Below are 24456 nucleotides of genomic sequence, written 5' to 3' on the forward strand. Positions count from 1 at the left end.
TTACATGACCTCACGCCTAGCTACTCCTGCTGACGCTAACCGGAAGGTTGGCACCCGCGCACTCCTTCTCGCCCTCGTGCTCATCGTGCCGCTCGTTATCGGCGCGGTCGTTGCCACCGTGTCCGAGTGGCAGCCAGCCGAAGCCTGGTCCCAGGAGCAGGCGGGTGCGCCCAGCGATGGCACCATCGATCCCGCTGAGCTTTACGACGTCGCCCGTGCCCTCAGCGAAGCCAACGCCCAGGCGGGATTCCTGGCGAGCGGTGCGCAGCAGCTTGCTGACGGCACCGGTGAGCTGAAGGATGGCGCCGGTGAACTGGGCGGCGGAGTGGACAAACTGGCCGGCGGCTCGCAGGAGCTATACGACGGCCTCGTCCAGCTGCAATCCGGCACCGCCCAGCTGGGCAACGGTGCTACCGAGCTGGCCGACGGCGTCGGCGGCGCCGTCGACCAAGTCATCGGCCTAGGCGTGGTCCGCGGACAGATCCTGCAGGCCATCGATGGCACCCTCAAGGACTTGGAAGGAAACCACTCGGCGGAGGCGAAGAATATCCGCTCGCAGCTCGGTGATCTGCGCAGCCAAGTGGAGAACTTCCAGTTTGACCAGTCCATTCAGGATCAACTGACGCAGCTGAAGGATGGCTCGCGCGAGCTCTCCAACCAGCTGGCCGTGAGCGGCTACGCCTACCACGATGGCGTCTATCAAGCCACGGAGGGCGCAAAGCAGCTCAATGCCGGTATTGGCGAGCTCAACTCCAAGGTCGATGAGGCCTTGCAAGGTGTGGACAAGCTCGTTGCCGGCGCAGAGAAGGTAGACGGCATGGCTCAGCAGAACCGGTCCAAGGTGCAGGGTGCGCAGCGTGCCTTGCCCACCGTAGCTGGACCAGCTGAGGGCGATAACGCGCCTGCCCAGCTGCTCAGCCCCATCGTGGCCATGCTCCTCGCGGCTATCGCCGTCTTGGGCGGCGGGGTTATCGGAGCGCTGCTGACGCGAGTGGAGCGCCGTATCCTGGCATTGCTGGGCGGTGCGGTGCTGATCGGCGTCGTGGTAGGGCTGCTCGTAGCACTCCTGGCGACTGGCGGAACCGCCGCGGCCGTGGCGTGGGCGGGGCTCGCGGCGGCGGGGGCCGGGGTGGCGTCGGCAAGCATTGTGTACGCACTCGTGCGCGGACTGGGGCTCGCTGGTTGGGGCCTGGGCAGCGTGCTCGGCGTAGCCCAGGTGGGCGTCGTGGGATGGGCGTGGAAAGCGGCCTCGACGGGAACCGACCTCAACGCCGCGATGAGTGCGCTTGTGCACCTCTTTCCCATGCAGTGGGCAACCTCCGCCATCACCGTGGCAGGCAATGGGGGACAGTCCCCACAGCTGTGGACCGCGCTGGCTATTTTGGGGGTAATTTCCATCGCGGCATTCGGCCTCGTGGGGGCACCCGCTAGGCACGAAGAAAATGGAAAAGCCTAGCTCAAAGGCCTGCGTGTGAAGCATCGACTGAGCTGGTAGAAGCGTTACAGAGTTTTTGAAGATTTATCTACCGTTGCGAGGGGAAATAGTGCTAGAGTGAGAATCGCTCACAAAGCCTACTTAGGGGGTAGGCAAACGGTTTCTCCAATCCGTTGTGAGTGATAGGGAATAGGGGCGACGCGGCTGCTGTAGGGGCACCGCGTCGTTTCCAATTTTCGGGGGTAAAATTGGCGGCACTGAACGCTGAAGAATTGGAGAATCACCGTGACCGACTCTCGCGATATCAAACCTTTTGCCGCCAGCCGTGGTCCCAAAATAACGTCGGTCGGCGCCATCGTCGGTGCAGCAGTGGCGGGTGGTCTGCTGCTCGGAGGTATTGGTGCGGGCGCGAGCTTGGCGGTGTTTGATGAGCCGGAGCGTGCCGATTTTCTCATGCAGCCCGCGCAGCGCGAGGTGCAGGCCGACATCATGGACCCCGACGATGTGCTCACTCCGGAGGAGGAAGAGCGCATGCTTGGCGACGTCTCCCGGATCGCCGCCCCCGACGTGGTGCAGGAGCTGCACTACATGGTCTTTGCCAAGAACAAAGAAAACGTCAACGACTCCGTGGAGGAGTATTTGCGTGACAATCACCCGGAGCTTATCGGCAAGGATAAGTTTGCCGATGGCCAAGTCTTCGTCGGCGTCGGCCTCGATCCGCGCCAGGCCTTCGTCTTCGCGGGTGAGGACGTGGCCGAACAGATGAAGCTGCGCAAGAAAGATAGCCATCTCGAGCAGTCCATCGAAGCCATTAAGCCGGGCGTGCGGGATGACAACATTCCTGCTGGTCTCTTTGCGGGTGCGGCGGCTGCGATCGACGTGGACCGCGCTGCGGATACCCAGTATGAGGGCGCGAAAGAAGGGCGCATCGGGGCGGCCATTGGTCTGGGGGTAGCGGGCCTGAGCGTTGGTGGCGCGGGCGCAGGCATCGTTGGCGGTACTCGCCGCAGCCGTCAGAAGAACGCGCAGCAGGCGCGCGAGGATTGGGATTATGTGTCGCAGACCTATACCGATGTGGCGCAGCGCCTGCGGGAGATCGATATCCGGGCGCACTCGCTGCAATCCGGCCTCGTGGATGAGCGTTTGCGCGAGGACTGGGAGGGCCTGCGTGATGACTTCCTCGCTATCGACTCCCAGGTGGGCTCGCTGATGTCGATACCGGCTGACGCGCCGGATGACCAGTTCCGCTCGCATGCCGAACCCATCGCTCACGCGCGCGAACTGTGTGAGCGCGTGGAAACCGCCGAGGCCAACATCGACAAGCTGCACCGAATCGAAGACGCTGATGCCGACGCCCGCCGCTTCGAGCTCTACGAGTTGGGTAAAGACCTAGCCCAGGCGGGTTACCTAGCGGCGGATATCGACTCGTCTCTGGAGCGTCACGCCAAGGAGCTGGAAGGTGCCGCCGTTGCTTTGTCCCAGGAACCGAATCATCCGCAGTTCATGGAACGCTACTTGGAGCTCTTGGACCGCTCTGCGCTGCTCTCGGAGCACCTGCAGGCACAGCTGCAGAAGCGCAATGAGGCCGAGGAGCGCCCCGAGCGCACGCATATCTATGACTCCAACTTCTTCGCTGGCTCTGGCTACCACGGCTACGTGCCCTTCTATGTTGTGAGCACCTGGGACAGCGACGCGACTGCCGCCCGCGAAAGCTCTTCCGGCAGCAGCGGCGGCGTCAACAGCGGGTTTAGCTCGGGCTTTTCCGGCTCGGGTGGTTCCTCCAGCTTCTAGGAGGGCGGGCGCCCTGCCCGCCGCCCGGTGAAAACGAAAAGAACCCGCAGTTTCCTGCGGGTTTAGTGGTCGGGATAACAGGATTTGAACCTGCGACCTCTTCGTCCCGAACGAAGCGCGCTACCAAGCTGCGCCATATCCCGGTGTCTCGCTCTAAGCGGTACCGGATTACTGTAACGCACCCCAGCCTGAAAGGACAAAACGGCAGCGTGGAGGGGGTATCCCTAGGCGGCCTTCTCGGTGATGCGCAGCAGCGTGGCCGACGGGCGGCAGAAGACGCGGAAGGGGACGAACTTGGAGGTACCCAGCCCGTTGGAGACGTGCATGTACATCTCTCCGAACCGGTGTAGGCCCTCCGCGCGAACGCGGTCGATGCCGCAGTTGGTCACGATGGAGCGCGAACCCGCCACCTTGAAAGGCAGGCAGAGCTGGCCGCCGTGCGTGTGCCCGGACAGGGACAGCTGGTAGCCGTCGGCCGCGAACTTCTCTAGGACGCGGGGTTCCGGGGAATGTAGCAGTGCCAAGGAAAGGTCGGCGTCCTCGTTCGGGATGCCGGCGATTTCGGAGTAGTCATCTAAGTCGTGGTGTGGGTCGTCCACGCCGGCGGCAGCGAGGCGGACGTCGCCTACCTTGAACTCCACGCGGGCCTGGTTGGCGTCGTGCCAGCCGTGTTCCACGAAGGCCGCGCGCATGCCCTTCCAAGGCAGGTTCACGTAGGAGGGTTCGTTCTTCTTCCCAATCAGGTAGTTGAAGGGGTTCGGGATACGCGGCGCCCAGTAGTCGTTGGTGCCAAAACAGAACATCCCCGGGCGGCTCAGCAACGGGCCCAGGGCGCGGAGTACCTCGGGGACAGCGCGCTTGTCGGAGAGATTGTCACCGGTGTTGATCACCAAGTGCGGGTCAAGGGCATCGAGGCCTGAGACCCACTCGATTTTGGCTCGCTGGCCCGGGATCATGTGGAGGTCGGACACGTGCAGGATACGGAACTCGGACTCCTCGCGCAGCGTACTGGGCTCCAGAAGCGGCAGGGTGTACTCCTTGAGCTCAAACTTGGTGAGTTCTGAGTGCGCCCACGCGGCAACGCCTAGGCCGGCGGCGGCGAGTCCGCCAAGAACAGGGAAAATCTTCACCTTCACCACACTACCTGGCCGGCAGGCGTAGATTGAAGGGCATGAGTGAGTTGAAAGAAACTATCCGTGCTGACCTCAAGACCTCGATGAAGGCCAAGGATAAGGCCCGTACGAGCGCCATCCGTTCTCTGCTGTCTGCCATCCAGGCGGAGGAAACTTCTGGTTCCCGCCACGAGATCACCGATGAGGACATCCTCAAGGTCATCGCCCGTGAGATTAAAAAGCGCCGCGAGTCCGCAGAGGTCTACGCGGAAAACGGCCGCCCGGAGTTGGCGGAGGCAGAGCTTGTCGACGTCCCCTTCTTCGAGGCCTACCAGCCGGAGCAGCTTGACGACGACGCCCTGAACTCCCTCGTCGCTGAATCCATCGCCGAGGTTGAGAAGGATTCCGGCGAGCCGGTGACCATCAAGCAGATGGGCAACGTGATGAAGGTGGCCACCGCCAAGGCTGCTGGGCGCGCCGACGGCAAGCGCCTGTCCACCGCGGTCAAGGCCGCCCTCAACTAGCGTGTTAGCGCAGGAGCGCTAGCACCCACGCTGTAGCCCGTTTTACGCTCTAGCTCCTTGTCACGCTCTAGCTCCTTGTCACGCTGTAGCCCGTTTTTACGCTTTAGCGCTCTGCGCTAAAGCCCGAAGAAATCCCGCACGTCGTTCGTCAGGCGGTCGACATCCTCTTGGGAGAACAGCGGGTCGGACTGAGTAGCCGGCTGGCCATTGTCCGTGCCACCGCCGTTGCCGCTCGGCGCCGACGGGGTGTAGTAGCTGGAGTTGGAGGTGCCGGAGCTTGCGGAGTCGCCAGCGGAGCCGTCGGAAAGCTGCAGCGTTACCTCCGCACCCTTCTTAGTGCCGGATGCACCGGTGATGACACGAACCACCTTGCCGTAGCCCACGCCGGGCGCGGGCACCTCGGTGGTTTTGACCACGTAGCCAGCCTTCTCTAGAGCGGAGCGGGCTTGGCTTTCGGACTTGCCCTTCAACCCGTCGATAAGCGGCGATACCGTGCCCGAATCATAAGCGCGGTCGTAGTCCGGCACCGTTCCCTTCAGCGCATCGGGAACGCGCGCGGCCATGGTGTAGAACGTTGATGCGGGCTCCTTGCCACCGAAGAGGTTGCCGTTGGCGCACTGGCGCACGGGCCCGGTGCACAGCGGGCTCGTGGTGGTGCCGTCATTGTAGATATACGGCGCGGCAGCAACCTCAGAGTTGAAGCCGAGGAATGCCGAGGACTGGTTGGACTCCGTGGTACCAGTCTTGGCGGCGGCCTTGCCGCTGAAGCCCGCAGCACGCGCAGAATCGGCCGCCGTGCCCTTTTCAGTATCGGCGGTCATGTTGTTTTCCAGCGCCTTGGCCACCTCTTTGCCCACCGCGCGTTCGCACGGGGTGTGCTTGAGGTACACCTCGTTACCGTGGGAGTCCGTGACCTCCTCGATGGGGTTCGGCTCGCACCACATGCCTTCCGACGCCACCGTCGCGCCCACGTTGGAAAGCTCGAGCGCGTTCACCGCCGTCGGGCCGAGCGTGAAGGAGCCCAGGTTGGAGTCCTTAATGTGGTCGGCGATGGAGGATTCGCCGTCGTAGCTGCCGGGCTCCTCGTAGGAGCGCAGGCCGAGCTTCACGGCGATGTCGACGATGCGCTCGACGCCAAGCTGCTCAGTGAGCTGGATGAAGGGGGTGTTGGGGGAGTAGGCGAGAGTGTCCTGCATGGTCATCGTGGAGGCGTAGCTGCCGGCGTTTTCCACGCAGTACTTGTTGGGTGGGCAGTTCTCAGCGCCGCCGAAGCCTAGCCCTTCCGCCTCGTAGCGTTTGGGCACTGCCAGTTTGTCTTTGATGCCGTAGCCCGATTCCAAGGCGGCCGCGGCTGTAAAGAGTTTGAACACGGAGCCGGCGCCGTTGCCCACCAGCGAATTGGGCTGGGGCAGGAGGGTTTCGTTGTTGGCAAGGTCGAGCCCGTAGGTGCGCGAGGACACCATGGCGAGGACCTTGCGGGAATCAGTGCCCGGCTTGATCACGTTCATGACTTCCGCTACGCCCTCGGTATCCGGGGCGGTGTGGCTGCGTACTGCGTTGAGAGCTTGGTCCTGGACGTCGGGGTCAAGGGTGGTTTTTACGGTCAGGCCACCGCGTGCTAGATGCTCGCGGTCGATGCCCTTATCGGCGAGGTAGTCCATCACGTAGTCGCAGAAGAAACCGCGATCACCCGCGCCGATGCAGCCATTGGGCAGCGTGGCGGGGCTATCCAACACGCCGAGGGGTTCTTGGGCATAGGCATCGGCGTCCTCCTGGGACAGGGAGCCGGTGTCGACCATAGCTTGGAGCACCACATTGCGGCGTTCGAGCACGCCTTCCTCGTTGGTGTAGGGATTGAGATACTCCGAGGATTGCACCATGCCGGCGAGCATCGCTGCCTGTGGCACGGTGAGGTGCGCGGCATCGGAGCCGAAATAGGTGCGGGCGGCGGCCTCGATACCGTAGGAGTGGTTGCCAAAGGGCACGAGGTTGAGATAGTTGGTGAGGATCTCATCCTTGGAAAGCTTGGCGTCGATATCCGTCGCCATGCGCATCTCACGCAGCTTGCGGGCTATGGATTGCTCGGTTGCGGCTTGCCGTTCTTCATCCGTGGTGGCATTGACGAGGAGGAGATAGTTCTTCACGTACTGCTGATCCAGCGTGGACGCGCCCTGGGAGACGCCGCCCGCGGCCAAGTTGGTCCACAAAGCGCGGACGTTGCCCTGCAGATCGACGCCTTCGTGCTCATAGAAGCGGCGGTCCTCGATGGCCACGACTGCCTGCTTCATAGCGTCGGAGATCTCATCCGGCTGTACCGGATGGCGGCGCTGTTCGTAGATGTAGGCAAGGGGGTTGCCCTTGGCATCCAAGATGGTGCTCACGCCGGGGGTATCCCCGCTGGTGAGATCCTGGATGTCCGATTGCATCGTGTCGTTCGTCCTGGCCACGGCAACGCCACTGACGCCGGCGACGGGGGCGATGGCCAGCGCGATGAGGATGCCGACCAGTGCTGTGGACAGGACGAGCTTTCCCAGGGATTTGATGACAGTCACCCTCCACACACTAGTGGTTCAGGTGCAGATCCGGGAGACCCCCCTAAAGTGTGACCTGTTAGACAGGTATACCGGTCTGTGAATAGACTTACCAATGGTACATAATATTCCGTCGGGTTGAGGGTTATTCATGATCTTCCACTACGACGGGGGGAACTTGGAAGGAGTTACCTAGCCATGGCAGTCAGTGTCAAAGGTGCAGGACGGTCCGCAATGGTAAAGAATGCCTCGTTAACCTCCGAGCGTGGTGAGTGGGTTACCCAAGCCAAGTGCCGCAACGGTGACCCTGATGCACTGTTCGTGCGAGGGGCAGAGCAGCGTAAGGCTGCGGTGATTTGCCGTCACTGCCCAGTGTTGAACGAGTGTCGCGCGGATGCCCTTGATAACCGCGTGGAGTTTGGCGTGTGGGGCGGCCTCACGGAGCGCCAGCGCCGCGCCCTCCTGCGCAAGAATCCGCACATCACCAGCTGGGCGCATTACCTTGCTGAGGGTGGCGAACTCATCGGTATTTAGTAGCATTGGGCCCATGACTAAATGGGAATATGCAACCGCGCCGGTTCTTACGCACGCGACGAAACAAATCCTCGATTCCTGGGGTGAGGACGGCTGGGAGCTCGTCACTATCACCCCGGGCATGAACCCGGAGAGTGTCGTCGCCTATTTCAAGCGCCCTCTGGAGGAGTCCTAATGGGCGCCCTCGCACGCCTGGAAGAACTCGGCGTCGAGCTTCCTTCTGTCGCGGTCCCTCTCGCGTCCTATATCCCGGCCATCCAGGTAGGAAACCAGGTATGGACCTCCGGTCAGCTGCCCGTCGTAGGCGGCGAATTGCCTGCTACCGGTAAGGTTGGCGCAGAAGTGGACCTCGAGAAGGCACAGGAGCTGGCGCGCACGGCCGCGCTAAACGCGTTGGCTGCCATCGATGGGCTCGTGGGCCTCGACCGTGTCACCCGCGTGGTGAAGGTGGTCGGCTTCGTCGCCTCGGCTCCATCCTTTACGGATCAGGCCGCGGTTATCAACGGTGCCTCGAACTTCCTCGGGGAGGTCTTTGGTGATGCCGGTGTTCACGCGCGTTCTGCAGTGGGGGTAGCGGTCCTTCCGAAGGATTCCCCCGTTGAGATCGAAGTTATCGTAGAAATCGCTGAGTAATCGGATAGGGTTAGAACCATGGAGCATCCTGCATATAGCCAATTGCGTCCCGTGAGCCAGTCCGTCGGTGTCGTGCTGTGCGATAATCCCAGCTACACCGCCTTGGAAGGCACCAACACGTGGATCATTCGCGCCGGAGAAGATTCCCGCGCCATTGTGGTCGATCCAGGCCCAGAGGATGAGGGGCATCTCAACGTTGTGACCGCGAAAGCGGGCGAGGTAGCACTGATCCTTCTCACTCACCGCCACGATGATCACGCCTCGGGCGCTCAGCGTCTGCGCCAGCTCACCGGCGCTCCGATTCGCGCGTTCGATCCGAACTACTGCAACGGCGCGGAGGCGCTTGTCGACGGCGAAGTGATCACCGTCGACGGCATCACCCCGCAACTCGAGGTGGTCCATACCCCTGGCCACACTGCGGATTCCACCTGCTTCTTCGTATGGTCCGAAGAGGCTAAGCACTCCACCCTGGAGGGAATTCTGACCGGTGATACCATCGCTGGCCGTCACACCGTGCTCCTGTCTGAGACCGATGGTGACTTGGGCGCCTACCTGAAGACGCTGGACCTTCTCGAAGAGCGCGGCAAGGATGTAGCACTCTTCCCGGGGCATGGCCCGGACTTGGAGGACACCTCCGCGGTTGCCCGCAAGTACATTGACCGCCGTCACCACCGCTTGGATCAGATTAAAGAGGTCCGCGGGCGCCTTGGCGAGGATGTTGACGTTAAGACCCTCGTCGATGAGATGTACGACGACGTAGACCCGGTCCTTCGCCACGCCGCCGAGCAATCCACGCGCACTGCGCTGAAGTACCTCGCGGCTCAGAACTAAAACACCGCATAGGAAAATCCCCCGAGAAATTCTCGGGGGATTTTGCATTGGGCCACAGCCGCCCGGAGGCGGCATATGCTGGCTCGGCCTTTAAGGCCTAGCGCGCGCGGCGAGCCAAGTGCTCGGTATCGACGATGAGCACCGACTTGCCTTCCAAGCGAATCCAGCCGCGGTGGGCGAAGGTGGCCAGCGCCTTGTTGACGGTCTCGCGGGACGCGCCGACGAGCTGGGCGATCTCTTCCTGAGTGAGGTCGTGGTTCACGCGCAGTGCACCGCCCTCTTGCGAGCCGAAGCGGTTAGCCAGCTGCAGCAGGGTCTTGGCCACGCGGCCCGGAACATCGGTAAAGATGAGGTCCGCCAGGTTGGCGTTGGTGCGACGCAGACGGCGGGCCAGCACGCGCAGCAGCTGCTGCGCAATCGCCGGATGATCGGCCACCCACTGCTTGAGCATTTCGGAGTTCATCGTGGCGGCGGTGACCTCGGTGACGCACACAGCGGATGAGGTGCGCGGGCCCGGATCGAAGATAGAAAGCTCACCGAACATATCGGACGGACCCATCACGGTCAGCAGGTTCTCACGGCCATCCGGGGCGTGGCGAGCAAGCTTAATCTTTCCCGAGGTGATGATGTAGAGGCGGTCGCCCGGCTCTCCTTCCTCGAAAATGGTGGTGCCGCGCGGGAAACGGACGGTTTCCATTTGCTCGATGAGGTTTTGTACTGCTACCGGATCGACGCCCTGGAAAATGCCAGCGCGGGAGAGGATGTCCTGTACGCCTTCCACTGTTACTCCTTAAAGCCTGCGCAGCGAGGAAAACACTTGGACGCAAGCTGGTTTGGTCTATTTTGACGCACCTAGTCTCCAGTGCGCCACGAGGCACTGCACAACATCATACAGTGCAATTAGTCACTATTTCCACCAACGGGAAAAATAGTCACATGCCTTTACTAATCTGTTTAATTCTCGAAGGCCGTTGCCTCTAGCTTTTCCATGAGAATGGCAAACAGGGCGAGGCACAGCGGGACGAGGACAACGAGCGAAATCATGCTTTCCATTCTAACTTCCGTCACTAGAGTTACTTCTATGTCCCCTGACCTTTTTGCACAGCATGACGATGATACCGAGGAAGCGCGTGTTGCCCATATTCGTACCGCCCTCGCGGACGAATATCCCGATGCCGACTGTGAACTAGACTTCACCAACCCCCTTGAGCTACTCGTAGCGACAGTGCTTTCAGCACAGTGCACGGATGCCCGCGTCAACCAGGTCACCCCGGAGCTGTTCGCAGCCTACCCCTCCGCGCCGGATTATGCCGCCGCGGACCGCGCCGACCTTGAGCGCATTCTCCGCCCACTCGGCTTTCAGCGCATGAAGGCCGGCCACCTGTTGGGCATCGGTGAAAAGCTCGTCGCGGACTTCGACGGGCAGGTACCACGCGGCATCGACGAGCTCACCTCGCTGCCCGGCGTCGGCCGCAAGACCGCGTTGGTGGTGCGGGGAAATGCCTTTGGGCTGCCGGGAATCACCGTGGATACCCACGTCACGCGACTGAGTCAGCGGCTCGGTCTGACCGAGGCGAAGACGCCGCGGGCGATTGAGAGGGACGTCGCCAAGCGCGTGCCCGAAGAGGAACAAACCGTATTCTCTCACCGCCTCATCCTCCATGGGCGGCGCGTGTGCACCGCCCGGAAGCCGAAGTGCACGGCCTGCGTCCTCGCCCCATGGTGCCCGTCGCGGGGTTAAGGTGGAGCAATGAGCCAATATTCTCGGTGGCCCGGATACGTGAAGGTGAGCATCGCAGCCATTGTTGCGCTGGCGGCACTCGCGTTCGTCGGCGTGGTGAATCTCCTTGAGGATGATGAGCCGGAGGTCCCCGTCCCCGAGGCGCAGGAGCAAGAAGTAGCCAAGCGTCCCAAGTGCCCCGAGGGGCCCATTGCTGGGGTGGACCTTCCCTGCTTAGGAGCGGCCGGTACCGCGGCGGCCAAGAACGTTCAGATCGTCACGTTGTGGGCATGGTGGTGCGAGCCGTGCCGCACGGAGCTGCCCTTCTTCGAAGACCTTGCACGCTCGCACTCGACGTGGAATGTCGTCGGCGTGCATGCGGATGCGAACGCCGCCAACGGTGCTGCGCTTTTGAGTGACCTGCAGGTCGACATCCCCAGCTACCAGGACGAGGATGGGACCTTCGCTGGCGAGCTCGGGCTGCCGGGCGTCATCCCCATCACCCTCGTGGTGCGCGATGGCAAGGTGGAAGAGAAGTTCATCAAACCGTTTAGCTCCGCCGAAGAATTGGAGGCGGCCGTCGAGGAGGTTCTTCAGTGAGCCGCCTGTTTCCTGCTCACGCCCCGGAGTGGCTGCGCCCGGCGCTCGGGGTTGATACAGACAAGGTCCAAGAACGCCTCATTCGGCATGTCCCGGCCGCCAAGCGCCGGCGTGAATCGGCAGTGTTGGTGCTCTTGAAGGGCGAAAGCTTCGCAGACGGTGAGGTGTTGCTTACGCACCGCTCGCCCTCGATGCGCTCGCACTCCGGCCAGATTGCATTTCCTGGTGGGCGCAAGGATGAAGAGGACACTTCGCTTGTCGACGCCGCCCTGCGCGAAGCCGAAGAAGAAACCGGCCTCGACCGCTCCACCGTTACCCCTCTTGAACAGTGGGGCAAGCTAGATATCCCGGCGACCGGCAACACCGTGAGCCCCGTCTTGGCATACTGGCATAAACCGGGCACCGTGTGGCCGGCGAGTCCGGAAGAAACCGACGACGTCTTTACCGTCCCGCTGCAGGAGCTGGCGGATCCTGCCAACCGCCTGATGGTGGGCTTTAGCCGGTGGAAGGGGCCGGCGTTTCGGACACGCGGATACCTGGTGTGGGGATTTACTGCGGGAGTGCTATCCGGGCTCATGGACCACGCGGGGTGGAGCGTGGAATGGGATAAGAATCTGGTTCATGATCTGCGTGACTCACTCGATCGCTCTTTGAATAATGAGAAGATAGGCTAGTTCTGCTCCTTTTAGCCCTTAAGAAAGTATCCCCTCTGTGTCCTTAGTCGTTGACGTTCTGATCGTGATTGCCGTGCTCCTCGCCGTGCGCGTGGGCTGGCGGCAGGGCGCTTTGGCAGCGGTCCTCGCCGCAGTGGGAATCATCGCGGGACTGGTGCTGGGAACCGTGCTGGCCCCGCTGGCGATGGGCCTGACTGACCAGGCGGCCGTGCGCTTCTTGCTGGCCGTCGGCGTGCTCATTTTGCTGGTGGGGCTGGGGCAGCTGGTGGGGACGTCGCTTGGCATGGCGTTGCGGGACCGCATGCGAACGCGGTCGGGGCAGCGCGTGGATTCGTCGATTGGCGCGGTGTTCCAAGCTGCGGCGGCCATCGTGGTGATTTGGTTGGTGTCCTTACCCCTGGCCTCCAATTTGGGAGGTCAGCCGGGGCAGGCGCTGCGTGAATCGCGCGTGCTGAGCTCGCTGAATGCGGTGGCGCCTTCGCGCCTGGCAGCGTTGCCGAATGGCTTGGCTGCGCTCCTCAACGAGTCCGGGCTGCCGCCGTTGGTCTCGCCCTGGGAGCGTTCCGGCTCGGGCGTTGAGGTGGATGCGCCCGCGGTGCATATTGGGGATCCTGAGCTCGCGGAACGCGTGCGGCCATCCGTTATCCACGTGCTGGGTGATGCCGAGGCGTGCTCGCGCCGTCTGATGGGCTCGGGCTTCGTTACGGAACCGGACTACGTCATCACGAACGCCCATGTTGTGGCGGGTACGGATAAGGTGCGTCTTGATACCGTGCTCGGGCTCAAGGAAGCGGATGTGGTCTACTACAACTCGGATGTGGACATTGCGGTGCTGCATAGCCCGGGCTTGGACCTGGAACCTTTACCGTGGGCGGAGCACGCGGCTGTGACGGGGGATGATGCCATCGTCTTGGGCTTCCCGCAGTCGGGGCCCTTTACTGCAGAACCGGCGCGAGTGCGGGATCGCCTCACCATCGCGGGGCCGGATATCTATTCCACGGGCCGTGTGGAGCGCGATGCCTACACGGTGCGCGGCAGCATCCGGCAGGGCAATTCCGGCGGCCCGATGATCAACCCGGAGGGCCAGGTGCTCGGCGTTGTGTTTGGTGCTTCCGTGGAGGATTCCGATACGGGCTATGCACTCACCGCGGACGAGGTGCGCGGCCACGTGGGTGACGTTACGCAGCTTGTCGACGCCACCCCAACCGGCTCCTGCGTCTCATAGGTTTCTGGAATAGGTCTTCGGCGAGGGCGGGCGAGTGAATTAAAAGCCCATTTGCCCTCTGCTGACGTCTCGTTGAAAGTCCACAGCAGCCTGACGAACTTCGGGATCATGGCTATGTGTTCGTTTGTTAATGCGGTGGTGCATCATTCCTGCGGGGAGGGAGATGAGTAGGACAGCCAAAAGAATTATCACGATGGAAGTGGACATTATGCGTTCCTATCCCCGACTCCCGTGCCCACTCCAAGCAAGGCAGGCGCGAAGCTGGTAATCAGTAACGCCTGGCTTATTGAAGATGTCTCGGCATGTGTCCGGATTTGGATACCATCCGGTGCATTGTGATCCATTCTCGTATTCGCAGATTTTGAACGGTTGCACGTTGGTGGCGGCAGCAGAAGGTCCCGCGCCAGATGTGGTGAGCGCCAAACTGAAAGCTAAAAGGGTGATTTTCTTCATCAGAATTCCTTGTGTTAGAGATCCTTTAGAGTCCATAGAAGTGATATGGCTCACCGTACACTTTATGGAATTGCTGGTTGTTTTTCAACAGTCTTGGGTCCAGTAATTGCATATAAAGACCATCGTCTTTCGCGGCCCGCTATCGCTGGTATAAAGGCCCGTCAATGCCGAACCCGCCAACCACAGCAAGGTTGACGGGTAGTCGGCGCGCTTGAGCTAGATATCCGTGCCGATATCGAGGTGCATACCCGGAACCGAGTTGATGAGGTTGCGGGTGTACTCCTGCTGGGCGTTGTCGAAGATATCGTCGGCGGTGCCCTGCTCGACGGCCTGGCCCTTCTTCATCACAACTACGTCGTCGGCAGTCTGGCGGACCACTGCGAGGTCGTGGGTAATGAAGAGATAGGACAGGCTGAGCTCAGACTGCAGCTCCGCGAGGAGCTGGATGATCTGGTTCTGCACCAGCACGTCCAGGGCGGAAACGGCCTCATCGAGGACGATGACCTCTGGGCGCAGCGCGAGCGCGCGGGCGATGGCGATGCGCTGGCGCTGGCCGCCGGAGAGCTCGTTGGGGTAGCGGCGCATGGCGGAGCGAGGCATGGAGACCATGTCGAGAAGCTCGGCCACGCGGGCCTCGCGTTCCTTGCGCGAGCCCACCTTGTGCAGCGCCATGGGTTCCTCGATGCACTTGTAAATGGAGTACATCGGATCCAGTGAGCCATAGGGGTTCTGGAAGACCACCTGCATCTTGCGGCGGAGCTTGAAGAGTTCCTGCTTCGATAGCTTCGAGGTATCGCGGCCTTCGAATTCGATGGTGCCGGAGGTCGGCTCCAGCAGGCCCAACACCATGTTGGCCACCGTGGACTTGCCGGATCCGGACTCGCCCACCAGCGCCAGGGTGGTGCCGCGGCGGATGTCGAAGGAGACATCGTCGACAGCCTTGAGGAGCTTCTTGCCGCCGCGCTGGCCGCGGATGTCGAATTCCTTGGTGAGGTTGCGAACCGAGATGACCGGGGCCTGAGCCGCGGAAGATGAACCTTCAGCGGAATCTGCAGTGGTGGCGCCAGGTTCAACGTCGGCGCCGATAGCCTCGCCCGACTTGAGCTCCTTGGCCTCCACGCCAGCTTCCTTGGCCGCGCGGATGCGGGAGGAGGCGAGGGAAGGGGCGGCCTTGACAAGGCGGCGGGTGTAAGGGTGCTGCGGGGAACGCAGGATCTCGCGCGACGGGCCCGACTCCACGATGCGGCCGCGGTGCATCACGATGAGGTGTTCGGCGCGCTCGGCCGCCAGACCAAGGTCGTGGGTAATGAAGAGAACGGCGTTGCCCAGCTCCTCGGTGAGGTGCTCCAGGTGGTCCAGGATGGTCTTCTGAACAGTTACATCCAGCGCGGAGGTGGGCTCGTCGGCGATGAGTAGCTTCGGGCGGGCGGCCAGGCCGATCGCGATGAGCGCGCGCTGGCGCATACCACCAGAGAACTCGTGGGGGTACTGCTTGGCGCGGCGTTCGGCGTCGGGAAGCCCGGCTTCCTCCAGAAGCTCCACAACGCGTTCGTGGCGCTTGGAACCCTCCACCACCTGGTTGGCCTTGAGAGACTCTTCAACCTGCGTGCCGATGCGCCATACAGGGTTCAGGTTGGACATGGGATCCTGCGGGACCAAGCCGATCTTGTCGCCGCGCAGCGATTCGAATTGCTTGTTGTTGTAGTGAGTGATGTCCTCGCCCTCGAAGAGGATCTGGCCGCCGGTGACCTTGCCGGTGCCCGGCAGCAGGCCCAGGATGGACATCGCCGTGGTGGACTTACCGGAACCGGACTCGCCCACGATGGCCACGGACTGGCCCGGGTAGATGGACATGTTGACGCCACGCACTGCCTCAACCACGCCGGTCGACGTGGTGAAGGAGATGCGAACGTCCTTCATTTCAAGAAGTGGGTTAGTCATTAACGCTTCCTCGCCTTCGGATCGAGTGCATCGCGGACGACGTCACCCATCATGATGAAGCTCAACACGGTCAGGCCCAAGGCACCCGCCGGGTAGAACAGAACTGCCGGGGCAACACGCAGGGAGGCCTGCGCGTCGGAGATGTCTCCGCCCCAGGACACGAACGTCGGCGGCAAGCCGATGCCCAGGAAGGACAGGGTGGCCTCGGCGACGATGTAGGTACCCAGCGCCACGGTGGCGTAGGAGATGATGGGCGCGGCCGCGTTCGGCAGGATGTGGCTGAACAGGATGCGCCAGCTCGACGCACCGATGGAGCGCGCGGATTGCACGAATTCCTCATTCTTGATGGAGACTACCGCGCCGCGCGTGATGCGGGCGATAGAGACCCAGCCGAAGAGGCCAAGAACCAAGACCACCGTGATGATGGTGCGGTGCTCCTTGAACATCTGCATAACCACGATGGCGGCGAGCACCAGCGGGATGGCGAAGAAGATGTCGGTGATGCGGGACAGGACGGAGTCGATCCAGCCGCCGAAGAAGCCGGCGATAGCGCCGATCATTGAACCAAGCACCACGACGAGCAGCGTGGTGAGGATGCCGACGGCGACCGAAGCACGCGCACCGTAGATCACGCGGGCATAGATGTCACAACCCTGGCGGTTGAAGCCGAAGGGGTGGCCTGGCTCGGCGGGGGCGAGGGACCTGGATAGTTCGCACAGGCGCGGGTCGGTGCTAGTAAATAGACCCGGTGCGATAGCCAGGAGGACTGCCACGAGAATCATCACGGCAGCGACCCAGAACAGTGGGCGGCGGCGCAGGTAGCGCCACGCTTCGCCCCACTGAGAGGAGGGAGCGGACTCATCCTTGACGGCGTCGACCGCGCCGAGACCCGTTTCATCGGTTTCCGAGACGAAGTGCTCTTGGCCCGGGTAGGGAGTGGTTTTCTCGAAATTAGGCATAGCGAATCCTCGGATCAAGTACGGCGTACAGGAGGTCAACGAGCAGGTTGGCGATGATGTAGATGATCACCAACACCGTGGTGAAGGAGACGATGGTGGTCGGCTCACCGCGCAGAATGGCCTGGTACATGGTGCCGCCGACGCCGTTGATGCCGAAGATGCCCTCGGTCACGATGGCGCCGGTCATGAGTGCGCCGATATCGGCGCCGATGAAGGTGGCCACGGGAATCAGCGAGTTGCGCAGCACGTGACGGCGGGTCACCGCGCCGTTGGACAGGCCCTTGGCGCGGGCGGTGCGCACGTAGTCGGCGCGCAGGTTCTCAGCCACGGACTGGCGGGTCAGGCGGATGACGTAGGCCAGGGAGAGCGCGCCGAGCACCATGGCCGGCATGAGAAGGGACTTCACCGTGGCGTTAGCGCCGACGGTAACCGGCAGGACGCCCCACTTAATGCCTACGAGGTACTGGAAGACGAAGCCGATAACGAAGGAGGGCACGGCGATGACGAGCAGGGAGACGACCAACACGGTGGAATCGAAGAAGCCGCCGCGGCGCATACCGGCGAAGACGCCGAAGAGGATGCCGAAGACGGATTCAAAAATGATCGCCATGACGGTGAGCTTCACGGTAACCGGGAAGGCATTAGCCATCACCTGGGTCACGGGCACGCCGGAGAAGGTCGTGCCGAAGTCCAACATGAAGATGCCCTTGATATAGAGCAGATACTGAATGATGAACGGCTTGTCGAGGTTGTATTCCGCCTCAATGCGGGCGCGGGCAGCCTCGGTGAGGCCGCGGTCACCGCCAAGGGCTTCGACTGGATCGCCGGGCATCAAGAAGACGAGCGCGTAGATGAGCAGGGTGGCTCCGAAGAACACCGGAATCATCTGGAGCACTCGGCGCCCGATATAGCGCAGCATAGTGTGGTCCTTTACTCATTGTGGGGCAGGTGCTTGCCAGCGTTCTCCGATTTTTGGGACGCAGGTCAAAGCTTACGAGAATTCTAATGTGTGATCCCACGCTCCGGGAAATCTATAGCGCGTTTCTAATCACACTTCGGGGGTGAAAACGTGGGGCGACCCCCGCTCACGGAGGTTGCGGGGGTCGTGCGAAGTAGCAAAGGTGGCGTTACTTCTTGGTGATGTTGTAGTACACCGGCTGGGACTTCCAGGAGAAGACGACGTTGTCGACGTTCTCGGAGTAGCCGCCGGTGGCGTTGGAGTACCACAGCGGGATGGCCGGCAGGTCCTTGAACAGGATTTCCTGGGCCGCGGTGTACTTCTTGATTGCGTCTTCCTCGGAGGTGGAGGTCAGGGCTTCGTCGAGAAGCTTGTCAAACTCCGGGTTGGTGTAGTCACCGTCGTTGGACGAACCATTGGTCTTGTACAGCGGAGCAAGGAAGTTGGCCTGGCTCGGGTAGTCTGCCTGCCAGCCGGTGCGGAAGGCGGTCTTGATGGTGCGGTTGGTCACCTCATCGCGCAGGGACTTGAAGTCCGGGTACGGAGCGCCGACAGACTCGATGCCGAGGGTGTTCTTGATGGAGTTGGTGGTTGCATCCACCCAGCTCTTGTGGCCACCGTCGGAGTTGTAGGCAATTTCGAGGGTCGGGTTGTCCCACTTGTTGATCTTGTCGGCCTCAGCCCACAGCTCCTTAGCCTTCTCCGGGTCATACTTCAGGACCTCGTTGCCCTTGATGTCCTCGGAGTAGCCCGGCATAACCGGGGAGGTGAAGTCCTTGGCCGGGGTGCGGGTGCCCTTGAAGATGATGTCTGTGATCTCTTCGCGGTTGATAGCGTGGGAGATGGCCTGCCGGCGCAGGACGCCTTCCTCGCCGGAGTAGTGCTCGAGGTTCTCGCCCAGGGTGAAGGACTGGAACACAGCGGTCGGCTGGTTCACAGCGCGGTCACCGAGGTCGGTCTCGTACTTGTCGAAGGCGGCGTCCGGGATGGCGTCGAGGACGTCCAGGTTACCTGCCAGCAGGTCGGCGTAGGCCGCGTCCTGGGAGGCGTAGAAGACGAACTTGATGCCGTCGTTCTGCGGGGTCTGGCCACCCTTGTACTCCTCATTCGGAACGACGGTAGCGTCCTGGTTGTGGTTCCACTCGGTCAGCTTGTAGGGACCGTTACCTATCGGGTTCTGGCCGAAGGCATCCATGTCCTCCAGGGCAGACTCGTGCAGCGGGTAGAACGCGGAGTAGCCCAGCTGTGCCGGGAAGTCCTGCTCCGGGCTGTTCAGTGCGATGGTGAAGGTGAGGTCGTCGACGACCTTGAGGCCTTCCATCTCCTTCACGCCTTCCTCGAAGCCCTTGATGTTGGCAAAGAAGGAAGCGTTGAGCTGATCGTTAGCCACGGCGTAGTTCCAGGCATCCACGAAGTTCTTCGCGGTTACCGGGGAGCCGTCGGAGAACTTAGACTCCTTGAGCTTGACGGTGAACTCGGTGTTGTCATCGTTCGGCTCGATGGATTCAGCCAGCTCGTTCTGGGCTTCGCCGTCGCCGTCGTAGTAGACCAAGCCGGCGTAGATGGAATCGACGATGCGTCCGCCACCGGTTTCGTTGGTGTTGGCCGGGATGAGCGGGTTCTGCGGCTCGGAGCCGTTGACGGTGACGATTCCGTCGCCGGATGCGGAGCCGGAAGCAGAGTCCGAACCGGAGTTATCGCCAGCACAGGCCGCGAGGGTGAGCGGCAGGGTAGCGACAGAGAGAGCAGCAAGTGTCTTCTTGAGCGTCATGTGGGTCTTAGACCTCCGTGGTGCGAAAGATGTAGAAAACCTGTGGTGTTGGTTTGTTATGAAGCTACCGCGTGGCGCGCCTCATATACAAGGAATCGAAAAATATGTCCTGCAATGAAAGCTATAGATCGGTAGGTATTTGTTCCTGACCTGCGGTTTTGTTGGAGAATGAAAAAAGTCCCATCCCCCTGAGAGGGGTGGGACACGGAGGGGAGTGAATGTTACCTATCTCGCAGCCACTGAGTGATGGTCTGGGTAAAACCGTGAGGGTTCTCAAGGTAGGGGAGGTTCTTGGCGCCGGGGATGGTGGTGGCGGTAAAGCCCCCACGGCAGCGCCGCGCCGCGCGCCGGGCTACCGGGCGCCACAACATCTGATCGGCATGAATGAACAGCGTCGGGCACTGCACGCTGAGCTCGAGCCAACTCAGCGGAACCACGGCGGTGCGCAGTCGGTGGTTCCAGATGATTCCGCGGCGGACGTTTCCAATACGTGAGGAGGCCACACGCAAGCGCAGGGCCTCCGCGCGCTCGGCGCCGCTGAAGGATCCGAGGGCGTCGAGATCCATCTCCCGGTGATAGGTATCTTCCCGCAGTAGGAGGCTGGGGGCGCCAATTTTTCCCATGCGGCACAACGCCGCGCGTAGGAGAACCCACCCGAAATCCCAGGGGCGTGCGGCGATGGCGCGGCGCAAATCAGTTGGGTGTGCTGCCGAAACAGAAACCAGCCCGCGCACCCGCTCGGGCCGCTCGGTTGCCAGCGCCCATGCCACCGCACCACCGGTATCCCCGCCAACCAGGTAGGCATCATCGTGGCCCAGTGCGCGGATGGCACCACTGACATCGCCAACCGCCACGCGGATATCCTGGCCGGGTTCGAGCGGAGGTTTGTCAGACATGCCAAAGCCGCGCATGTCGAGGGCGGCGACGTGGAAGCCGGCGTCGGCAAGCGGGGCAATGACATTCCGGAAGTCGAACCACCCGCCGAAAGAACCATGGAGTAAAAGCACCAGCGGGTCATCCGGGTTGCCGGCGGTGACGGCGTGCAGGCGGATGCCGCGCGTGTGCAGGAACTCGTGCTCAAAGGGGCCGTCAAGCTCCACTACGGAGGGCGGTAGGGGATTCATAGGCGGGCCTTTCATGGGAAGGGTGCACAGACGAAATCCGCCCCGAACGCATGTGCTCGGGGCGGGAGAGTTAAACGGAACCTGATGGTTTAGGTGTAGAGACCACGCTCGATGGACTTTTCAGCCTTACCCGGAACCAGCTTCTTGAGTTCTTTCGTTGACTCGATGGTCTTCTCCGGGGCCTTGACCTGCTTGACCTGCTTGAAGCCGATAAAGGCCACGACGGCGGCCAGGACGACCATAATGAGGAAGACAATCAGGAAGGCCGCCCAGCGGTCGAGCCATACGGCCAGCAGCTCCGCCAAGAAGAAGAAAAAGAAGAAGGAGCTATACAGCGCCACGGTGCCAGCCACACCGAACATGCCCGCGCCGATGCCGCCCTTCTTGGCAGAAGCAGCGAGCTCGGTCTTGGCCAACTCGACCTCGGAGCGAACCAGCTGGGACATCTGCTCGGTGGCGTTGGACACGAGCTGGCCGATGGATGCCTCGCCACGGCGGGAGGTATCCGCATCGCTCAAGGGAATGCCGTCTACCTTCGGGGCGAACTTGTTGGACCCGTCAGTGAATAGTCCGTCGTTGCTCACGGTTTAATACTCCTACTGTTTTGTCGCAATCTATATCGGCCATAGTAATGAACTTTCCAGAGTTCATGTGGTGCGGCCCGCAAAGTGGGTACGGCGTTATTGTAATGGGTATGCCGCATTCTGACCCGCTGACCCCGCTGATGTCCCTATCTGGGGTGGAGGATAAAGCCGGTTCTGCCGCCGCAGCGATTGCGCGCGTGCACCGCCGCCCCGCGGGCTTGCGCAAGTTTGACGTTATTTCTTCCGAGTCGCTGTTGCGCGGTGCGCGGGCGGCCGCGGCGATCGACGGTGCGCCGCTCGACGCACACAGTATCCCGCCCGCAGTCAGCGCCTATTCCTTGCTCGCTCCAGAAAAACAGGCCGCCACGGTGCGGACCTTCGCACGGGCCCCGCTGCAGGTCTTGGCCAGCATCGATATTGCGGCGAGCGGCGTGGGGCATCCGGATCAGAATCCGGCGGTGGCGCAGGCGCTGGCACAGCTCATCACACGCGGGACAGGAATGGATTTTGACCGCTTGTTGCCGGTGGTGCTGCACGCGGAGATTGCTGCGCGCTCGCTGTTCGGTGCGCGCAGCACCGCTGTGGCGCTCGTCGCCGCGCGCACCGCTGCTATCCATACCGGCTTCGATCCGCGGGGTTTCGCCGTGCCCGAGACCTACCTCAACCGTCATCGCGCGGACTACCGCGCGGCGTTGGATACCTATGACAAGGATCCGGCGGTGCTCATTAGGCTGCTTCTCGACGCCTGGGAGGCCGGCGCCCGCGAAGCCGACGGCATCGCGCAAGCGGCCTAATCGCGCAGCTGCTGGCGTGCAAATAAAATTCCGCCGACCACTAAGGCTGCGATGCCGGCAACGACCGCCGAGCCGATACCGAATTCGCGTGCGCTGGGTGCGGTAAAGAGCGGAACGGGGTGTTTGAACGTGCGGATTTCCCAGTCGTGGGCGATGGCGTGCTTCTTCAACAGGCGGTCCGGGTTCACGGCAACGGGGTGGCCAACCTGCTCCAGCATCGGGATGTCTGTGGCGGAATCGGAGTAGGCAAAGGACGCATCGGGGTCGACGTTGAGCTCCTGAGCAATGCGCGCCAGTGCCTCAGCTTTTGCGGCGCCTTTGCAGTAAAACGGGATCTCCCCGGTGAACCGGCCGTCTTCCTCGGCGAGCTCGGTAGCCACGACGTGCTCGATGCCCAGTTCCTGTGCGATGGGCTTGACTAGCACGCTTGCCGACGCCGAGATGATCACCACCTCGTGGCCGGCGGCGCGGTGGGCGTCGATAAGCGCGCGTGCCTCCGCATAAATGGCGGGGGTGACCACAGTGTGCATGGTCTCTACAGCGATGTCGTGGACCTCCTGAACGGACCAGCCGGCGGCCATGGCGGCGAGCTGATCGCGGGTGGTGTCCATGTGCTCGCTACTGTGGCCGGCGAGCATATAGCTGGCCTTGGCTAAAGACAGCTGGAGTGCCTCCGCATGCGTAATGAGCCCGTTGTGCATGAACTCGCGGCCGAAGGCATAGGCCGAGGATGTGGCAATGATCGTTTTGTCCAAGTCGAAAAACGCGGCCGCGCGGGTGGTGCCGTCGGTGGGGAAAGGGGTACCGGTCATCGAGGAAGGCCTGCCGTTAGTGTGCGAGTTACCCTGCTCATCGTAGCCTCTTAGCAGGAAGAATCGGGAGTGCGCAAACATATTGCCAGAAAACTCAAGGAATGTTGGATTTCGCTGTTGTCATCTCTTCTTTCGCATGTCATAATGTCAGGTGCAAGGCCCCGATATACAGTGCGGCCTGCCCCGGCGCACCCCCCGATGCCGGGTTACCGATGGCCCGCGCACACCCCCCCGAGGCGCGGGCCATCACCTTTTTCAAAAAACCGGGCTCGCCTGTGGCCATTGAGCTGAGACATATTTGATGTCCTAGCACGGCGATATACTCTCAGCTGTGACAAGCTATCAAGCACATTCTTCTTCTCACCAAAAGGGTTCAGGTCCTCCTCAGGTGAGTTTGCCGCTTGCTGCAGAAAGTGCCGTCTACTTTGTAGATGAAGCCGGAAGTAAAGGCACGTTGGGTAAGCATTTCGTTGTTGCGGCTGTGCGCACGAAGGATCCTGATTTCCTTTCGCGGGAGATTAAGGCATGTCGTGAGCGGAATAACTTCACAAAGGCTGACGAGATTAAGTTCTCGAAAGTTACTAAGCACTCTGAACCGATTTTGCTTGATATTTTTCGAGCAGCGATAAGCTCGGGGTGCACGTTCGGAGCTTTTGTTTTGGACAAGAGGCATTTCGATCCGTGGAGTAGTCGAGAACAGTGGCAAGGGCATTTGTTCGCGACAGATCGGCTGCTGCGGGGGCTGGTTACTCGTCGTGAAGTTGGGGTGGTAATGCTCGACCACATTGATGTCCCAGTAGGGGTTTCCTACGGAGACACACTAGTGAACTCTCTCAACAATCGATTTGGAAATAAGCGGTTTGCAACGGCCGTTAGTCTGGATTCTCGGACTTGTCCGGCACTACAGGTGGCAGATCTGCTTGCTAGTTCGGTTTTCCATGCGCGAAAAAAGATCGAAGACGTGGGGTTGGAGGCTTTCTTGGAAGATCGTTCGCCAAAGGCCCGGCTTTCGAAGGGTATTGCGGCCGCATTAGGCGAGAGTCATTTTAGTGACTGCCGTACATCACTTTTGAAGATTGAGACAAGCCATGAGAGGTCATTGACAGAATTGAAGCGCCAACGATACTCTTAGGTGAGGCGCTGAACGCCATAGCCGCAGGCTAAAAGCAAGCGCTCCTCGGGCCGAGTCTCAGACTTACTACCCGAGTTTTATGGCTAACCAAGCCATTCTTTACCGCACTTATTGCGATACCCTCGAGCGTGGCTCGGGGGTATTTGCTTTTGACCCTTAACCCGATTCTGAGGATTGTGGAGGCCTAAACGACAAAACGTGTTGTTTTCCGGCGTCTCTCCTATCCATCTTCACACTCCTTCCACCTGAAGTGTTTGAAGTGGAAATCTTCAATTATGGTAGCCTTACCTAAACTAGGTATAATCTTTATACTTTCCG

Annotated in this window: 23 protein-coding genes and 1 tRNA gene; 13 read left to right on the forward strand and 11 right to left on the reverse strand. The window is 61.5% G+C overall.

Annotated features, from left to right (window positions below; all coding sequences use genetic code 11):
* Window positions 1–4: 4 nt before the first annotated feature.
* Together HMPREF2932_RS06335 and HMPREF2932_RS06340 are read left to right on the forward strand one after the other, a co-directional pair.
* Window positions 5–1456, forward strand: coding sequence for a hypothetical protein (locus HMPREF2932_RS06335; RefSeq protein WP_071409833.1), 1452 nt, complete (start codon window positions 5–7; stop codon window positions 1454–1456).
* Between the two features lie 264 nt (window positions 1457–1720).
* On the forward strand, window positions 1721–3226 hold the full coding sequence (locus tag HMPREF2932_RS06340; RefSeq protein ID WP_049157840.1) for a DUF5129 domain-containing protein: 1506 nt from the start codon (window positions 1721–1723) through the stop codon (window positions 3224–3226).
* Between the two features lie 66 nt (window positions 3227–3292).
* Here HMPREF2932_RS06340 and HMPREF2932_RS06345 read toward each other — a convergent pair.
* Window positions 3293–3369: transfer RNA gene (locus tag HMPREF2932_RS06345), tRNA-Pro, on the reverse strand.
* 81 nt (window positions 3370–3450) lie between these two features.
* Window positions 3451–4356, reverse strand: a complete 906-nt coding sequence (locus tag HMPREF2932_RS06350; protein WP_049157917.1) for a metallophosphoesterase — start codon at window positions 4354–4356, stop codon at window positions 3451–3453.
* Window positions 4357–4397: 41 nt separating this feature from the next.
* Between HMPREF2932_RS06350 and HMPREF2932_RS06355 the strand changes: the two genes are divergently transcribed.
* Complete coding sequence (locus tag HMPREF2932_RS06355; RefSeq protein WP_049157842.1) at window positions 4398–4862, forward strand: GatB/YqeY domain-containing protein; 465 nt, start codon at window positions 4398–4400, stop codon at window positions 4860–4862.
* A gap of 116 nt (window positions 4863–4978) precedes the next feature.
* Here HMPREF2932_RS06355 and HMPREF2932_RS06360 read toward each other — a convergent pair whose 3' ends face one another.
* Window positions 4979–7414, reverse strand: a complete 2436-nt coding sequence (locus HMPREF2932_RS06360) for a transglycosylase domain-containing protein (RefSeq protein ID WP_049157846.1) — start codon at window positions 7412–7414, stop codon at window positions 4979–4981.
* A gap of 177 nt (window positions 7415–7591) precedes the next feature.
* Between HMPREF2932_RS06360 and HMPREF2932_RS06365 the strand changes: the two genes are divergently transcribed.
* Genes HMPREF2932_RS06365 through HMPREF2932_RS06375 form a run of 4 tightly spaced genes read left to right on the forward strand, consistent with a single transcriptional unit; the run spans window position 7592 to window position 9391 of the window.
* A complete protein-coding gene (locus HMPREF2932_RS06365; RefSeq protein WP_175974779.1) occupies window positions 7592–7927 on the forward strand; it encodes a WhiB family transcriptional regulator in 336 nt (111 codons plus the stop codon).
* Window positions 7928–7940: 13 nt separating this feature from the next.
* Window positions 7941–8102 (forward strand): Sp36 family protein, encoded by a 162-nt coding sequence (locus HMPREF2932_RS13400; protein WP_210397762.1) that lies wholly within the window; start codon window positions 7941–7943, stop codon window positions 8100–8102.
* Window positions 8102–8560 carry a RidA family protein gene (locus HMPREF2932_RS06370; protein WP_046647890.1) on the forward strand — a complete coding sequence of 153 codons (459 nt, stop codon included), beginning with the start codon at window positions 8102–8104 and terminating at the stop codon, window positions 8558–8560. Before HMPREF2932_RS13400 ends, HMPREF2932_RS06370 begins: the two co-directional genes overlap by 1 nt.
* A gap of 18 nt (window positions 8561–8578) precedes the next feature.
* Window positions 8579–9391: an MBL fold metallo-hydrolase gene (locus HMPREF2932_RS06375; protein ID WP_046647889.1), complete on the forward strand. Its 813-nt coding sequence runs from the start codon at window positions 8579–8581 to the stop codon at window positions 9389–9391.
* Between the two features lie 97 nt (window positions 9392–9488).
* On the opposite strand, the gene glxR is transcribed toward HMPREF2932_RS06375, so the two are convergent.
* Window positions 9489–10172: a CRP-like cAMP-activated global transcriptional regulator GlxR gene (gene glxR, locus HMPREF2932_RS06380; RefSeq protein WP_046647888.1), complete on the reverse strand. Its 684-nt coding sequence runs from the start codon at window positions 10170–10172 to the stop codon at window positions 9489–9491.
* Window positions 10173–10472: 300 nt separating this feature from the next.
* On the opposite strand from glxR, the gene nth reads away from it, so the two are divergent.
* From nth to HMPREF2932_RS06400, 4 genes are read left to right on the forward strand one after another with little or no spacing between them, the layout of a single operon-like run.
* Entirely contained in the window at window positions 10473–11132 is a 660-nt protein-coding gene (nth, locus tag HMPREF2932_RS06385) for an endonuclease III (RefSeq protein WP_049157849.1), read from the forward strand.
* 9 nt (window positions 11133–11141) lie between these two features.
* Window positions 11142–11711 (forward strand): TlpA family protein disulfide reductase, encoded by a 570-nt coding sequence (locus HMPREF2932_RS06390; RefSeq protein ID WP_046647886.1) that lies wholly within the window; start codon window positions 11142–11144, stop codon window positions 11709–11711.
* Window positions 11708–12385, forward strand: coding sequence for an NUDIX hydrolase (locus HMPREF2932_RS06395; RefSeq protein WP_071409834.1), 678 nt, complete (start codon window positions 11708–11710; stop codon window positions 12383–12385). The genes HMPREF2932_RS06390 and HMPREF2932_RS06395 overlap by 4 nt, the downstream gene beginning before the upstream one ends.
* 37 nt (window positions 12386–12422) lie before the next feature.
* Window positions 12423–13610 carry a MarP family serine protease gene (locus tag HMPREF2932_RS06400; RefSeq protein WP_071409835.1) on the forward strand — a complete coding sequence of 396 codons (1188 nt, stop codon included), beginning with the start codon at window positions 12423–12425 and terminating at the stop codon, window positions 13608–13610.
* 669 nt (window positions 13611–14279) lie between these two features.
* Here HMPREF2932_RS06400 and HMPREF2932_RS06405 read toward each other — a convergent pair.
* From HMPREF2932_RS06405 to HMPREF2932_RS06430, 6 genes are all read right to left on the reverse strand, one after another.
* Window positions 14280–16004, reverse strand: a complete 1725-nt coding sequence (locus HMPREF2932_RS06405; protein WP_071409836.1) for a dipeptide ABC transporter ATP-binding protein — start codon at window positions 16002–16004, stop codon at window positions 14280–14282.
* Window positions 16004–16963, reverse strand: a complete 960-nt coding sequence (locus HMPREF2932_RS06410; protein ID WP_049157862.1) for an ABC transporter permease — start codon at window positions 16961–16963, stop codon at window positions 16004–16006. Before HMPREF2932_RS06410 ends, HMPREF2932_RS06405 begins: the two co-directional genes overlap by 1 nt.
* On the reverse strand, window positions 16956–17882 hold the full coding sequence (locus HMPREF2932_RS06415) for an ABC transporter permease (protein WP_049157864.1): 927 nt from the start codon (window positions 17880–17882) through the stop codon (window positions 16956–16958). The genes HMPREF2932_RS06410 and HMPREF2932_RS06415 overlap by 8 nt, the downstream gene beginning before the upstream one ends.
* Window positions 17883–18090: 208 nt before the next feature.
* Window positions 18091–19692, reverse strand: a complete 1602-nt coding sequence (locus HMPREF2932_RS06420; RefSeq protein ID WP_071409837.1) for a peptide ABC transporter substrate-binding protein — start codon at window positions 19690–19692, stop codon at window positions 18091–18093.
* 221 nt (window positions 19693–19913) lie between these two features.
* A complete protein-coding gene (locus HMPREF2932_RS06425; protein WP_071409838.1) occupies window positions 19914–20816 on the reverse strand; it encodes an alpha/beta fold hydrolase in 903 nt (300 codons plus the stop codon).
* 89 nt (window positions 20817–20905) lie between these two features.
* A complete protein-coding gene (locus tag HMPREF2932_RS06430) occupies window positions 20906–21400 on the reverse strand; it encodes a phage holin family protein (RefSeq protein ID WP_070527749.1) in 495 nt (164 codons plus the stop codon).
* A gap of 104 nt (window positions 21401–21504) precedes the next feature.
* Here HMPREF2932_RS06430 and HMPREF2932_RS06435 point away from each other — a divergent pair, with 104 nt between their 5' ends.
* Window positions 21505–22194, forward strand: a complete 690-nt coding sequence (locus tag HMPREF2932_RS06435) for an oxidoreductase (protein ID WP_071407549.1) — start codon at window positions 21505–21507, stop codon at window positions 22192–22194.
* On the opposite strand, the gene HMPREF2932_RS06440 is transcribed toward HMPREF2932_RS06435, so the two are convergent.
* Window positions 22191–23006, reverse strand: a complete 816-nt coding sequence (locus tag HMPREF2932_RS06440) for an HAD family hydrolase (protein WP_071407548.1) — start codon at window positions 23004–23006, stop codon at window positions 22191–22193. The genes HMPREF2932_RS06435 and HMPREF2932_RS06440 overlap by 4 nt on opposite strands.
* Window positions 23007–23337: 331 nt before the next feature.
* Between HMPREF2932_RS06440 and HMPREF2932_RS13090 the strand changes: the two genes are divergently transcribed.
* Window positions 23338–24138 carry a DUF3800 domain-containing protein gene (locus tag HMPREF2932_RS13090; protein WP_141745926.1) on the forward strand — a complete coding sequence of 267 codons (801 nt, stop codon included), beginning with the start codon at window positions 23338–23340 and terminating at the stop codon, window positions 24136–24138.
* Window positions 24139–24456 lie beyond the last annotated feature (318 nt).

The sequence above is a fragment of the Corynebacterium sp. HMSC074H12 genome (assembly GCF_001813755.1).
In the GTDB taxonomy this organism is placed as follows: domain Bacteria; phylum Actinomycetota; class Actinomycetes; order Mycobacteriales; family Mycobacteriaceae; genus Corynebacterium; species Corynebacterium hiratae.

Excerpts from the sequence above, each read along its gene's own strand:
- HMPREF2932_RS06370 (WP_046647890.1), top strand. The coding sequence starts at position 8,102 with ATGGGCGCCCTCGCACGCCTGGAAGAACTCGGCGTCGAGCTTCCTTCT.
- HMPREF2932_RS06405 (WP_071409836.1), bottom strand. The coding sequence starts at position 16,004 with ATGACTAACCCACTTCTTGAAATGAAGGACGTTCGCATCTCCTTCACC.
- HMPREF2932_RS06435 (WP_071407549.1), top strand. The coding sequence starts at position 21,505 with ATGGGTATGCCGCATTCTGACCCGCTGACCCCGCTGATGTCCCTATCT.
- HMPREF2932_RS06335 (WP_071409833.1), top strand. The coding sequence starts at position 5 with ATGACCTCACGCCTAGCTACTCCTGCTGACGCTAACCGGAAGGTTGGC.
- HMPREF2932_RS06375 (WP_046647889.1), top strand. The coding sequence starts at position 8,579 with ATGGAGCATCCTGCATATAGCCAATTGCGTCCCGTGAGCCAGTCCGTC.
- HMPREF2932_RS06420 (WP_071409837.1), bottom strand. The coding sequence starts at position 19,692 with ATGACGCTCAAGAAGACACTTGCTGCTCTCTCTGTCGCTACCCTGCCG.
- HMPREF2932_RS06355 (WP_049157842.1), top strand. The coding sequence starts at position 4,398 with ATGAGTGAGTTGAAAGAAACTATCCGTGCTGACCTCAAGACCTCGATG.
- HMPREF2932_RS06365 (WP_175974779.1), top strand. The coding sequence starts at position 7,592 with ATGGCAGTCAGTGTCAAAGGTGCAGGACGGTCCGCAATGGTAAAGAAT.
- HMPREF2932_RS06425 (WP_071409838.1), bottom strand. The coding sequence starts at position 20,816 with ATGAATCCCCTACCGCCCTCCGTAGTGGAGCTTGACGGCCCCTTTGAG.
- nth (WP_049157849.1), top strand. The coding sequence starts at position 10,473 with ATGTCCCCTGACCTTTTTGCACAGCATGACGATGATACCGAGGAAGCG.
- HMPREF2932_RS13400 (WP_210397762.1), top strand. The coding sequence starts at position 7,941 with ATGACTAAATGGGAATATGCAACCGCGCCGGTTCTTACGCACGCGACG.
- HMPREF2932_RS06415 (WP_049157864.1), bottom strand. The coding sequence starts at position 17,882 with ATGCTGCGCTATATCGGGCGCCGAGTGCTCCAGATGATTCCGGTGTTC.
- HMPREF2932_RS06410 (WP_049157862.1), bottom strand. The coding sequence starts at position 16,963 with ATGCCTAATTTCGAGAAAACCACTCCCTACCCGGGCCAAGAGCACTTC.
- HMPREF2932_RS06440 (WP_071407548.1), bottom strand. The coding sequence starts at position 23,006 with ATGACCGGTACCCCTTTCCCCACCGACGGCACCACCCGCGCGGCCGCG.
- HMPREF2932_RS06390 (WP_046647886.1), top strand. The coding sequence starts at position 11,142 with ATGAGCCAATATTCTCGGTGGCCCGGATACGTGAAGGTGAGCATCGCA.